The organism is Brachyspira hampsonii (genome assembly GCF_001746205.1).
GTDB classification, from domain to species: domain Bacteria; phylum Spirochaetota; class Brachyspiria; order Brachyspirales; family Brachyspiraceae; genus Brachyspira; species Brachyspira hampsonii_B.
On the sequence record NZ_MDCO01000001.1, the window covers coordinates 494,212 to 507,778 of the forward strand.

The 13,567-nt window shown below is 30.3% G+C and carries 12 protein-coding genes, 1 tRNA gene and 1 pseudogene; 11 read left to right on the forward strand and 3 right to left on the reverse strand.

Annotated elements, in window-relative coordinates:
* Positions 1–98: 98 nt before the first annotated feature.
* The 8 genes from fliF to BFL38_RS02250 all read left to right on the forward strand — a co-directional run bounded on the left by fliF (position 99) and on the right by BFL38_RS02250 (position 8,840).
* On the forward strand, positions 99–1,802 hold the full coding sequence (gene fliF, locus BFL38_RS02215; RefSeq protein ID WP_069725525.1) for a flagellar basal-body MS-ring/collar protein FliF: 1,704 nt from the start codon (positions 99–101) through the stop codon (positions 1,800–1,802).
* A 52-nt stretch (positions 1,803–1,854) separates the two neighbouring features.
* Positions 1,855–2,886, forward strand: coding sequence for a flagellar motor switch protein FliG (fliG, locus tag BFL38_RS02220; protein ID WP_008724563.1), 1,032 nt, complete (start codon positions 1,855–1,857; stop codon positions 2,884–2,886).
* A 40-nt stretch (positions 2,887–2,926) separates the two neighbouring features.
* Positions 2,927–3,829, forward strand: a complete 903-nt coding sequence (fliH, locus tag BFL38_RS02225; RefSeq protein ID WP_069725526.1) for a flagellar assembly protein FliH — start codon at positions 2,927–2,929, stop codon at positions 3,827–3,829.
* A 34-nt stretch (positions 3,830–3,863) separates the two neighbouring features.
* A complete protein-coding gene (locus BFL38_RS02230) occupies positions 3,864–5,321 on the forward strand; it encodes a FliI/YscN family ATPase (protein ID WP_069725681.1) in 1,458 nt (485 codons plus the stop codon).
* A 31-nt stretch (positions 5,322–5,352) separates the two neighbouring features.
* Positions 5,353–5,805: a flagellar FliJ family protein gene (locus BFL38_RS02235; RefSeq protein ID WP_069725527.1), complete on the forward strand. Its 453-nt coding sequence runs from the start codon at positions 5,353–5,355 to the stop codon at positions 5,803–5,805.
* An 11-nt stretch (positions 5,806–5,816) separates the two neighbouring features.
* A complete protein-coding gene (locus BFL38_RS02240; protein WP_069725528.1) occupies positions 5,817–6,542 on the forward strand; it encodes a lytic transglycosylase domain-containing protein in 726 nt (241 codons plus the stop codon).
* Positions 6,543–6,614: 72 nt separating this feature from the next.
* Positions 6,615–6,687 (forward strand) — tRNA-Thr (locus BFL38_RS02245).
* A gap of 50 nt (positions 6,688–6,737) precedes the next feature.
* The gene (locus BFL38_RS02250; protein WP_069725529.1) at positions 6,738–8,840 is read left to right on the forward strand and encodes a 6-bladed beta-propeller; all 2,103 of its coding nucleotides are present in this window, start codon (positions 6,738–6,740) and stop codon (positions 8,838–8,840) included.
* 139 nt (positions 8,841–8,979) lie between these two features.
* On the opposite strand, the pseudogene BFL38_RS02255 reads toward BFL38_RS02250, so the two are convergent.
* A pseudogene (locus tag BFL38_RS02255) lies at positions 8,980–9,971 on the reverse strand (Rpn family recombination-promoting nuclease/putative transposase).
* A gap of 42 nt (positions 9,972–10,013) precedes the next feature.
* Positions 10,014–11,135 carry a hypothetical protein gene (locus BFL38_RS02260; RefSeq protein ID WP_069725530.1) on the reverse strand — a complete coding sequence of 374 codons (1,122 nt, stop codon included), beginning with the start codon at positions 11,133–11,135 and terminating at the stop codon, positions 10,014–10,016.
* A gap of 109 nt (positions 11,136–11,244) precedes the next feature.
* Here BFL38_RS02260 and BFL38_RS02265 point away from each other — a divergent pair, with 109 nt between their 5' ends.
* Genes BFL38_RS02265 through BFL38_RS02275 form a run of 3 tightly spaced genes read left to right on the forward strand, consistent with a single transcriptional unit; the run spans position 11,245 to position 13,023 of the window.
* Positions 11,245–11,982, forward strand: a complete 738-nt coding sequence (locus BFL38_RS02265; RefSeq protein WP_069725531.1) for a copper homeostasis protein CutC — start codon at positions 11,245–11,247, stop codon at positions 11,980–11,982.
* 5 nt (positions 11,983–11,987) lie between these two features.
* The gene (locus BFL38_RS02270; RefSeq protein ID WP_069725532.1) at positions 11,988–12,701 is read left to right on the forward strand and encodes an AzlC family ABC transporter permease; all 714 of its coding nucleotides are present in this window, start codon (positions 11,988–11,990) and stop codon (positions 12,699–12,701) included.
* Positions 12,694–13,023 carry a branched-chain amino acid transporter permease gene (locus BFL38_RS02275; protein WP_069725533.1) on the forward strand — a complete coding sequence of 110 codons (330 nt, stop codon included), beginning with the start codon at positions 12,694–12,696 and terminating at the stop codon, positions 13,021–13,023. The genes BFL38_RS02270 and BFL38_RS02275 overlap by 8 nt, the downstream gene beginning before the upstream one ends.
* A gap of 5 nt (positions 13,024–13,028) precedes the next feature.
* On the opposite strand, the gene lepB is transcribed toward BFL38_RS02275, so the two are convergent.
* Positions 13,029–13,559: a signal peptidase I gene (gene lepB / locus BFL38_RS02280; protein ID WP_069725534.1), complete on the reverse strand. Its 531-nt coding sequence runs from the start codon at positions 13,557–13,559 to the stop codon at positions 13,029–13,031.
* Positions 13,560–13,567: the final 8 nt, after the last annotated feature.

Below are 13,567 nucleotides of genomic sequence, written 5' to 3' on the forward strand. Positions count from 1 at the left end.
AAAAAGAAAAATAGTTATGTAACCTCATAATTTTTTCATAAAGTAAACATAACTATATCCGATAAATTCTAAAGATAACTTTTATTAGGTGGTTTCTAATGCAGGACTTTATAAATAAATTAACAAGTCAAATAAAGAATATTTTTGCTAAAACAACAACATTGCAAAAGGCCGTTTTAATAGGTATTTTAGTAATAGGTCTAGGAGCAATAATAGCAACAATAATGCTTACATCAAGAAGAACAGGAACATTATTGTTTCAGCAGGCATTGACTCAGGAAGATGCTAGAAATGTTATAGCAGTTTTGGATGCAAATAACATAAGATATCAATACAGAAACGGATTCATTACACTTAATAGCGAAGCTGATAAGGCTAAAGCAGAATTAGAATTGGTAAAAGAGGGAAGAATGCCTACAGGAGTTGACGGCTGGGAATTATTCGATGCCCCTCGTATTGGTATAACAGATGTTGAACTTGATATTAATAAAAGAAGATCTTTAACTAAAGCTATAACTCAGCTTTTAACTAAATTAGACTTTGTACAGGAAGCTACAGTTGATTTGGCATTTCCTAAGAAAGAATATTTAACAGATATAGATTCACCTGTTACAGCATCAGTAGTTATTAGAGCACAGCCTTTTAAAGAGGATATTTTAAGAGACCCTAAAACAGTGAGAGGCTTACAGCAATTAATAGCAATGGGTGTTGATAAATTAAAACCAGAGTATGTAACAATTACAGACAGTACCGGATATGTATTAACAGATTTTACAGATGAAGCTGCAAATTTAAAATTAAAAGTAGCTCAGGAAGAATTAAAAATAGTTGACAGAGAAAGAAAAAAGATAGAAAATAAAATAAGACAAACATTGGGAAGAATATATACTAACAGAGTAGAAACAACAATAGCATTAGAACTTATATGGGACGATGTTAGTATAACAAATAATTTAGTTCTTCCAATAATATTAAAAGAAGATGATCCTACAACACCTTATGATGACAGTCAGTTTACTAATAAGGTTCAAGTATCAAGCCGTACAGTAACAGAGGATTGGAAAGGTCAGCAATTTATACCTCAAGGTGCTGCAGGAGCTGAAGAAAATGTACCTCCGGGATATAAAGATAAAAGCGACAGATGGCAGACATATACAAAAACAGATGCACAGGACAATTATGAATTAAGCAAAAGATATGAAGCTATTAAGAAAGGAAGTTATCAAATAGGAAAAATATCTGCTGCAGTTGCTTTAGACGGAAGATGGACTAAGGCTTATGATCAGAATGGAGATCCTATCATAACTAATGGAAATAGTTATGTAAGAGAGTATCACCCTGTAACTACAGAGGAGATAAGAAATGTTACATCATTAGTACAGGCTGCTATTGGTTATGATTTGAAAAGAGGAGACCAAGTAAGCGTAACACATATTCAGTTTGACCATTGGGACAGATTTAATGCTGAAGATGCTAAACTTATGCGTGATAGATTTATAAGAAAAACATTAATCATAACAATGATTTCTTTGCTTATACTGTTTGTATTAGCATTGGCAATAAGAGCTATACAGAAAGAACTTGCTAGAAGACGCAGACTTAGAGAAGAAGAGCTTGAACGCAAACAGATGGAAATGCGCAGACAGGCTATGATGAATGCTAATGAAGAGCCTATAAGCGAAATGAGTTTAGAAGATGCAGCTCGTAAGAAACTTATGGACGAAGTTATAAGAGTAAGTCATGAAAGACCTGATGATGTTGCTCAGCTTCTTCGTACTTGGATGGCTGATGATAAAAGCTAATTAATGTAGTAAATAATAAAATTGAGTATAATAAAAATTAGGAGTATAAATTATGCCTGCAGAGAAAGAAAAAGATAAAAAACAACGAGTGCTAAGCGGCCGTCAAAAAGTTGCTATATTTTTAGTATCTCTCGGAATGGAAACTTCAAGTGAAATATTTAAACATTTGAGAGAGGAAGAAATAGAGCAGATAACATTTGATATTGCCAGACTTGAAAATATAGAATCCGCTGATAAGGATGCAGTATTTAGAGAATTCCAAGAGATGATGATAGCTCAGGACTTCATAACTCAAGGCGGTATAGATTATGCAAGAGACTTGCTTGAAAGATCTGTGGGCAGTCAGAAAGCCAGCGATATAATCAATAGATTAACTTCTTCATTACAGGTAAGACCTTTTGATTTTATACGCCGTACAGACCCTGCACACTTGCTCAACTTCATACAAGGTGAGCACCCTCAAACTATAGCACTTATTTTGGCTTATTTGGAAGCCCAGAAAGCTGCTAGTATATTGGGAGCTTTGCCTACAGAGATTCAGCCTGATGTAGCTAAAAGAATTGCTATAATGGACAGAACATCTCCGGAAGTTTTAAGAGAGGTTGAAAGGGTACTTGAGAGAAAACTTTCTACTCTTGCTAGTGAAGACTTTACTTCTGCCGGCGGTATTGACTCTATAGTAGAAATTATTAACAGTGTTGACAGATCTACTGAGAAAAGTATTATTGAGAGCTTGGAAGAGGATGATCCGGAACTTGCAGAAGAGATTAAAAAACGTATGTTTGTATTCGAAGATATTGTATTGCTTGATGACAGAGCTATACAGAAGGTGCTTCGTGAGGTTGATTCAAGCGATTTGGCTAAGGCACTTAAAAGTGTTGACACAGATGCTCAGGATAAAGTTTACAGAAATATGTCCAAACGCGCTGCGGCATTGCTTAAAGAAGATATGGACTTTATGGGACCTGTTCGTCTTAAAGATGTTGAAGAAGCTCAGCAGAAAATCGTTAATATCATTCGTAAGCTTGAAGAGCAAGGTGATATCGTTGTTGCCCGTGCCGGTGAAGATGAAATGGTTGTGTGATTTTTTAGGATAATAATATAATAATAATTGGGAGTAAATTATGCCAGAAAAGGTTTTTAAATCCAAAAGTATTGTTGAACTTACTCAGAAGGTAAATATTGCTGTACCTCATCATAAATCGCAGGAAGAATTAGATTATGAAGAGGCACAAGAAGAATACAAAGGTCCTTCTATTGAAGAAATTGAAGCTGAGATTGCGGGACTTAGAGCTCAATGGGAAGAAGATTTAAGAGATATGAGAAGAAAAGCCGTTGATGAGGCTGACAGGATTATTGAAGATGCTAAAACACAGGCTTTTGAGATATTTAAATCCAAACAAAATGAAGCACATGTTATTTCTGAGCAGGCTAAAGTTGATGCTTCTAGAATAATACAAGATGCTAATGCTGAAAAAGAAAAAATACAAAGCGAATCTGAATCTATAAAAGATGCAGCATACAAAGAAGGCTATGCCAAAGGATATGATGAAGGTTTTGAAAAATCTTTTTCTGACAGCAATAATGATTTAATAAAATTAACAGAAAAGATGAAAAAAATCTTAGCTGAAACTATTAATAAAAGAAATGAAATAATAGATGCGGCAGAATCTCAAGTTATTGAAGTAGCTGTACTTATAGCTAAACGCGTTGTAAAAATGCTTACAGAAAGAGATAAGGGTATAGTTATTAGAAATATTCAGGAAGCTTTAAGGAGAATTAAAGGAAGAACAAAAATCACTATTAGAGTTAATATTGATGATTTGGAAGTTTCCGCTAGACATAAAGATGAATTTTATCAAATGCTTGATAAGATAGAAGGTGTAACTGTTCTTGAAGACCCTAATGTTGATGTTGGCGGCTGTATGATAGAAACTGACTTCGGCGATATTGATGCTAGAATAAATACTCAATTAAATGAAATAGAAACTGCTATTAAAGAAGTAGAGCCTATAAAAGGTTTCTAATTTATAATAATTTATTTTAGGGCTTGATAATATGATGCTTAAAGATGAAAATGTAGATTTTGATAAAGAAGTAAAAAAGACATTTGAGAAATATAGAAAAGTAGTTGATGATGTAGCTTTATTAAAATCTTACGGAAAAGTTAAAGAAGTTATAGGTTCATTGGTAATTAGCGAAGGACCTTTCTGCCGGCTTGGCGATATGTGCCGTATATATATGAATGATAATACTTATGTTGATGCTGAGGCTATAGGTTTTAGAAATCAAGATGTATTATTGGCTACTTACGGACCTGTTAATGGAATAACTTTCGGTAATATGGTTTATTCTTTTGAAAGACCATTATCTGTCATGTGCTGTGATGAGATATTGGGTACAGTTCTTGATGCCAGAGGTAAACCTCTTGCAGGGGGCGGACATAATTTCTATGAAACACCTGTTCCTGTATCACATAATGCTGTAAACCCTATGAACAGACCTAGAATAAAAAAACATATACAGACAGGGGTGAGAGCTATAGACGGACTTCTTACTGTAGGACAGGGGCAGCGTATGGCTATAATGAGCGGTACGGGTGTCGGTAAATCTACACTTTTGTCTATGATAGCTAGAAATACTAATGCTGATGTTAATGTTATAGCATTAATTGGTGAAAGAAGAAGAGAGGTAAGAGATTTTATAGAAAGAGACCTTGGAGAAGAGGGATTAAAGAGAAGTATATTAGTAGTTGCTACAAGCGATGATGCTCCGCTTTTGAGAGTGCGTGCTGCTTATACTGCCACTACCATAGCTGAATACTTCAGAGATAAAGGCAAGAATGTTATGTTTATGGTTGACTCTGTAACTCGTTTTGCTTTGGCTCAAAGAGAGATAGGGCTTTCAAGAGGTGAGCCTCCTACAACCAGAGGTTATACTCCAAGTGTATTTTCAGAGCTTGCTAAACTTTTGGAGCGTACAGGTACTTCTAATAAAGGTACTATTACTGCTTTTTATAATGTATTAGTTGAAGGTGATGATTTGGACGAACCTATCACTGATACTGTTAGAGGTATATTAGACGGGCATATAGTTTTATCGAGAGATTTAGCCAATAGAGGGCATTTTCCTGCTATTGATGTTAATAAAAGCATATCGAGGATTATGAATGAAGTAGTTTCCAATATGCATAAAAAGGCAGCAAGAGAATTTTTAAAGATGAGTGCTGACTATAATGAGGCTAAAGAACTTATAATGATTGGCGGTTATGCTAAGGGCAGTATGCCTGATGTTGACAGGGCTATTGATTATAAGCCTATGATGGATAGATATTTGCAGCAAGATGTATATGAGGTTTCAAGTTTTGCTGACAGTAAAGAGGCTCTTCTATCTATGTTCTATTCTCAGGAAGAGATAGAAGAAGATTTAGTAAACAGCGGAGATGTAAAAAGAGCAGAAGAGAGAACAAATATTTCCGACAATGTAGAATATGCTAATAATGATGTTGTTATACTTTAGATAAATTAAAAATTGTTGGATTTATTTTAGTATGAAGAGATTTGATTTTAAACTTGAGCCTTTATATAAACTTAGAAAAAATATAGAAAAGCAAAAACAGGCTGAGGTAGCTGAGGTTTCTGCTTTATATAATAAAGAAAAAGATGGAAAAGAAAGCTGCATTTCAAAAATTAATGATGGAATAAGGATAGTAGATAGTATAGAAGATGATAATGAAATGCTTACTATGAGTATTTATTTGGGGGAATATATAACAGCCTTAAACTCACAGATAACTATTCATGAAGATAATATGGCTGAAATAAGTGTGGAGCTTAGAAAAAGGCAGGAAGTTTTGCAGGAGGCTTCAAGACAGAGAAGGGCAGTTGAACTTTTGAAAGAAAAGAAATTATTAGAATATAAAAAATTAATGAATAAAGAAGAACAAGCTAAGCTAGATGAATGGAAAAAAGAGTATATTGCTAGCGATGCTTATGAATATTAAGAGGTATTATTATGATAGAATCTGTACAAAGAATACAAGCAAGAATAGGTGAGATTGAGGAAACTTTTAATAAACTAGGATTTGCTCCTATTAATACTCCGCTTCCTTCAAAACCGTTTGCTGAACATTTGAATGATGCTATGGCTGAAAATAATACTGAAAACAAAATAAATAATATTGATGGTTCTATAGTTAATGATACAAATAAAAAATTAGATAACGGCAAGGTTATTAGTGGAGATACTTCTTCAGATGCTTTTAAGGGAAATATATCTTTTGGAGTTTATGAAGGAAATACAAATAATTTTGCTAAGGCTATCAATGCTTATAAGAAGGCTTCGGTAGAAAGTTTCCCTACTAAGTATGATGATATAATTAAAGAGGCAGCTGAAAAATATTCTTTGCCTGAAAATTTGATAAAAGCAGTTATAAAGCAGGAATCAAACTATGTACCTAATGCCGTTAGTCATAAGGGTGCTGTAGGTTTGATGCAGATAATGCCTAAGACAGGTGTTGGTTTAGGCATTACAGATGAACAGATGCTTAAAGATCCGTATACTAATATTATGGCTGGAAGCAGATATTTATCTCAAATGCTAAACAGGTATAATGGAAGACTTGATTTGTCGCTGTCAGCTTATAATGCAGGACCTGCTTTGGTAGATAGATTACAGAGGATTCCTAATATAGAGGAAACTCAGAATTATGTTAAAAACATTATAGGGTATATAAAGTAAGTTAACATAATAAAATTTAATTGTGTTTGCTTGACTTTTTTATTCTGTAATTTTATAATATTTTACAAATTTGCCCGCTTAGCTCAGCAGGTAGAGCATCACCATGGTAAGGTGAGGGTCATCGGTTCAATCCCGATAGCGGGCTTTTGTTCACTATTATAAAGCAAAAATATCACAAACTATAAAAGAGGATTTATGAGAATAAAACTTCTAGCGGTTATAGTTTTATTTTTAATGACTATATCGCTTTCATACACTTTCGACAAAACTCCGTATTATGTAAACACAGAAACTTATGACTCATACAGAGAGTTATTAAGAGGTGTGCATTATTATAATCAGGAACGATATGATGCATCCATAGCTAGTTTTAGAAACTCTCTTAATACAAATCCTACTGACAAGTTCATAAGATATTGGTATAGTAAGGCTTTATATAAAGCAGGATATATGTCTTTGGCGATTAATGAATGGCTTAATATTACCAGAATGGGTTATGAAGATCCTATAATACTTTCTAAAATTAATAAATATGATTCGGCAAATGTTGTTGAAGAGAAAAAGAATACTTTGAGTAATTTCATATATTTAAAAGCATTCTCTACTAATCTTAATTTTAGAAAAAATATAAATCAGCCTATACAGATAAAAGTAATGCCTGATGGAAGTTTATATGTCTTGGATTACAGTGATTCTGCTTTGAAAAAATTTGATATTAATGGAAATTTAATCGGTAAGATATCTCATGGAAAGAGGTTGGAAAGACAGCAGACTAGTTGGTGGAGAAATGTACTTCAGTTTGTAGCTAAAGTTTATCCTTATGAAAAATTAGAAAATCCTAGAGGTTTTGATATAGATGCAAACGGATATATATATATAGCAAATACAAAAAAAGATAAAATATTAAAATATGATTCTAATCATAATTATATTACAAATATTGGTGTATCTGGTGTAAGTAATGGACAGCTTCTTGGTCCTTCTTCAGTTGCTCTTGATAAAGATGGTAATTTATATGTTTCTGATACAGGAAATAATAGAATAGCGGTATTTGATATTGACGGAAATTTCTTATTTAGTTTTGGAAAACTTGGTGAAAATGAAGGAGAGTTCTTTTCTCCTGCAGGTATAGCTGTTAATGATCAATATATTTATGTTGCAGATATGGGTAATAAAAGAATACAGCAATTTGATTTGAGCGGTAACTATATTCAAACTATCAGACATAATTTATTTAATGAGCCTAGAGGTTTATCTTTTGCCATAGATGGAAACCTTTATATAGCTGATGGAAGTAAAGTTTTTTATTATGATATAATTGAATCTGATTTTACAGTATTTAATAATTCCGAGAGATATACTGTAACGCCTACTTCTGTTGCTGAGGGGGGTAATGGAAATATATATTTGACAGACTTTATGTCTGGAAGAATAGATGTATATACTAGAAAAGAAGAGTATTATGCTAACTTAGATGTATTTGTAGACAGAGAATATTTGAATAGATTTCCTGTTGTTGTAGCTTCTGTTACAGTAAGAGATAGAGCTATGAATCCTGTTATTGGATTAACTCCGGAAAATTTCTTTGTTAGTGAGAATTCAACTGTAGCTCATAAAGTTAATTTCTATGATGCTCCTGAATTGCATGAATACAGATTTATATATTTGATAGAGGATAGCCTTGCTGCTAAACCTTATGAGAGTAAAATAAAAGAAGAAATCAGCAACTTCACTATGAGTTTAACTAATAATGATGAAGTTTTAGTTATACATTATAATGATCAGGTTTATAAGGCTGATAATTATGATGCAAGAAATTTAAGAATACTTGAAAATGCTAATGCTTTCCATTTTACAGGAGGAATATCAGCTTTAGATGATGCTTATTATGAAGCGGTAAGACTTTCAGGAAATAGTTTTAAGAAAACTGCTATTATACATTTTTCAGTAACTAGTCCTGATGACAGAGTATTTGATATGATGAACTTTAATGATGTGGCAAGTTTTGCTAAAAATAATGCTGTGTCATTAAACCAAGTTTATATCGGTACGAATAAATCTAATTATTTCTTGGATTTAATGACTAAAAGTACTTATGGTTATGTTATAAATGCTGATCACTCTATAAATTATGCAGGCGAGCTTAATAAGATGAAGAATATAGATTTTGGAAGATATTTCATATACTATAATAGCTTTAAAAATTTAGCTCAGTCAGGGCAGTTTAGGGCTTTGAATGTAAAAGTACAGTATAGAGATATGTATGGTGAAGAAGAAGTTGGTTATGTAGTGCCATAATAAAATAAATTTATGATAAAAAAGGTTTTTCATAATATATGAGAAGCCTTTTTTATTTATATTTTATATATGAAAAACTTATTGATTGAAAATATTTGTAAAGTGATTTAGTCCAATTTTGCTAGAACTTAAAACGCTTTTATAGTTTTTCTATTTCTTGTATACTTAATCCTGTATTTTCACTTATAATTTTTATATCTATGCCTGCATTTTTGAAGCTTTTAGCTATAGATATTTTTTGTTCCTTTTTACCTTGTTCTATACCTTTCTCTATACCTTCTTTTATACCTTCTTCTTTAGCTTTCTTCATGTCTAATTCTATACTCTTATTAAAAAAATAAGTATCTACTTCTCGTTTTTTATATTTATCCATTACTGGACTATCATTAACAAAAGTGAGGCATTTCTTTTCTACTTCTTCAAATATAGTATTTTCTTTCATTAAAATAGACATGTCTTCCCCCTTAAAAAATTTTATCCAAGAAATGAATTCTTTATGTATATTATCTAAACTTTCTATTGCAGAAATATTTTTTAAATTGAATTTAGGAAGCTCGAGGAAATGCAATTGACAATGATCTGTTAGAATTTTATTATTATTTAACTCTTTTAATATATAACAGCTATGTACTTTATCTTCATCTGTTAATATGAAATTTGTAATATTAATACTCACAGTTGGTTTTAATTCATCATAAAAAGAACCTTTATTTAAACTAGAACTATAATTATAAGCCCAATAATATAAAGCTCTTTTTATAAAATCTTCATTTCCTCTAGATTGTATCTCTATTAAAACAGTGATGCCTGTTTCTGTAGTAGCTTTTATATCTAGGCGTCTGCCCACCTTCGGTGCTTACTTTCTTTTTCATCATAATTTTCTGCAATATTAATGCGACTGCGACATCTGTCCACCTTGCGTGCCGCCTTCAGCGATGGATTTAATATTTCTATTTTATTAAAAGTTTCAAAGTTTAAATCTTTAAATACTGCATTAATAAAGTTCAAAGCTATATTTTCATTACCCGCATGTGAAAATAAATAGAGTACAAAATAATCATTAATTCTATTTAAATTATTAACTGTAACATGCTCATTTAATATATGTTTTAATCTATCTAAATCTTTCATAGTATTATTATACTAAAAATAACTATAAAAGTAAAGTTTTGATTATTTATATGAAAATAGCAATAATAATGAATAAATATTCTTTTTTAAATAAGGCTTTAATTTTTCAAAAGATATTTCAAAATCATCAAGTGCTCTAACAACATGAGGAAGTTCAAACCTTATATGCAAACTAATACCATCAGAATATCCGTTAATTGAAACATTTTTTGACATTAAATTTTCAGCATAAAAACTATCAGGTTTATTTATTACATCAATGGTAAAATCATCTTCTCCAATTTCTTTATAATATTTATCAATTTCGCTTTGCAAAGTTTTTCTAAATTTATAACTGTCATTGACAAAATCTGATAAAGTTAATATTTTTGTTTCTAATTTATTAATATCTAATGTCAAAAGTGATATTGCAGTATCAGGATATGGTCCTCCATAATAGTATTCTGTCCTGCTTGTAAAACATAAAATATTATCATTAAAAACTTTGTTATCAAAATTATAAAAATTAACTTCGTAAAAAATTTCTTCTTCATTATTAAGATTTACTTGAAGAATATCATCATTAATTTTTTTTATCATTTCATTGGTATTGTTTATTTTGTTTATGATTTTACCTTCATATATAGATGATTTTAAATTTTCTATATAAAGTGCAGATAAACCATAAGTATTATCTTTATATTCTTTAGAAACTTTTATATCATAAACAGTATGTATTTTATCTCCTAAGGGTTTTACAGTATCTATATTACAGCTTAATTTTTTATTGTTATTTTGCCAGCTTCCTTTTAAACTAATATTCTTTTTGCCGTTTCCTAAATCAATAATATTATTTAACTGACTATTATTTATTTTAAAGCTAAATTCTTCCTTTTTATCAGAATTATCATAATCAAAGGCAGTAAATTTAATAGTGTTTTTATCAATTTGTCCGTTTATAGGTATTGGAGTATTAACATTATTGTATTTATAATATCCATCTATATTAGACTTTTTATTTTCTGTAATATTATCAGGATCTTGAATATGTATATTTATTGTAATAGGATATTTGTCAATAGTCCCTTCAAGAGTAAAAAATAAATGCTTTGTTATATTAGTGCTATCAGCAAAAGCAGATATGTACATTATATTGAAAAGTAACATTACAAATATTTTTTTCATAAACTTAGTCCTTATTATTAAATAAACAAGTATCATATAATATATTTTGAAAATTAGCAAATTTCTAGTATAATTTACACATTTTAATAATTTGATAAAAGGCATTATTATGAATACCAAAATAGAAATATGCGTTGATTCTATAGAATCCTGTATAAATGCTGAAAAAGGCGGGGCTGACAGACTTGAGCTTTGCGGTAATATGTTTGAGGGAGGAACAACTCCTAGTTATGGTGTTTTGGAATTAGCAAGAGAAAAAGTGAATATACCAATATATGCAATGGTGCGTCCTAGAGGCGGAGATTTCTGCTATGATGATACAGAGTTTGAAATAATGAAAAGAGAAATAAAACTCATGAAAGAATTAAAAATTGACGGCATAGTATTCGGCATACTTACGAAAGAAGGAAATGTTGATAAAGAAAGGTGTGATGAACTATTAGATTTATGGGGAAGCAGTAAAGCTACTTTTCATAGGGCAATAGATGTAAGCTATGATTTGAATAAAGCATGCGAAGATATAATATCGCTTGGTTTTGAGAGAATACTCACTTCTGGAGGAGAGGCTAATGTTATGAACGGTATAATCAAATTAAAAGAATTAGTTTCAAAATATAATGATAAAATAACAATAATGCCCGGAAGCGGAATAAATGAAAGAAATATTGAATATATAAAAGACACTCTAAAAGCTAATGAATATCATATGACAGCAAATAAAACAGTTAATAGTTTAATGGAATACAGAAATGAAAATGTATTTATGGGAGCAGCTTTAAGACCTCCTGAGTTCAGTGTAAAATATACTGATGAGAACAAAGTTAAGAATATAAAATCAAAGCTATAAATAATATGAATACTAAAAAACATGATTTAATTTCGGCATTAAAATATGCTTTTCCTTTTACTATACCTGTTCTTGTAGGGTATATATTTTTGGGTATGGCTTATGGTGTACTTATGAAAGCTAAAGGTCTTGATACTTGGCTTGCCGTTTTTTTAAGTTTATTTGCCTATTGCGGAAGCATGCAGTATACTGCTATTAATTATTTGTTTTTAGCCCCTTTTAACCCTTTATATGCTTTTATGCTTACATTAATAGTTAATTCAAGGGTAGGTTTTTATGGAATATCCCTTGCATCAAAATTTCAAAATACAGGAATTATAAAACCTTATTTAATATATACTTTAAGCGATGAAACTTTTTCTATATTATGCTCGGCAGATATACCAGAAAATATAAATAAAAATGCATTTCTTTTTTTTGTGTCTTTTATAAATCACATGTATTGGAATATAGGTACATTGCTTGGCTGTTTAATAGGCTCTTTTATTACTTTCAATACTAAAGGGCTTGATTTTGTTTTAACTGCTTTATTCGTAGTTATATTTACAGAACAATGGCTTGAAAGTAAAGATCATAGAGGTGCTTTGATTGGGCTTATATGCTCTATACCTATTTTAATATTTAAAACTAATATATTTATAATACTTGCTATGGTATTGATATTCATATCTATAAGTATAATTTATAAATGTAATGAAGATGGAAAAATATATGAATAATACAGAAATATTTGTAACAGCTTTGATGATTGTAATAGCAACTGCTTTTTTAAGGTTTCTTCCTTTTATCATAATAAATAAATCATTATCTGAAAATAGATATGTACAGTTTTTAGGGAAAGTGCTTCCTTATTCTATGATAGCACTTCTTGTAATATATTGTTTGAAAGATATAAATATTATAAAATTTCCTTATGCATTGCCGGAATTAATATCTATAGCAATTATAATCATTTTGCATGTAATAAAAAGAAATGTTTTAATAAGTATAGGAGCAGGTACTATAATTTATATGTTTTTGGTGCAGGTGATATTTGTATAATAATTTTATTCTGAAATATTATTATGATGAAAAATATTATTAAATAGCTGAAATCTTTTTTTAGGGCTGAAGATTAGTATAACTTGTCCTTTTATATCTTTTTCATCTATAAGCCCAAAATATCTGCTGTCCTCGCTTACCTTTATATTATCTCCCAAAACGAAATACTGATTATTTCCTAAAATATAGAGTCCGTCATCTTCGCTTGAAAATATATAATATTCATGTTCTATAAGGTTGTCATTTAAATAAAGTCCGCCGTCTTTTATTTCTACTTTATCGCCCTCTATTCCTATAACTCTTTTTACGAGATTTGTATCATGATAATTAAATACTACAACATCGAAATTTTTAATTCTATTAAATATAAAATTCTTTTTTAAAAGGAGTATTTGATCTCCCTCAAAAAAAGTAGGCTCCATAGATTTATTAGTAACAATATATGTATCAAAGAAAAATATTCTAATAAATCCGGCTATCAAAACGGCACTTAATGAAGCTAATATTATCTCTAAAATTTGTTTTTTATTTGTCATATAAAAAA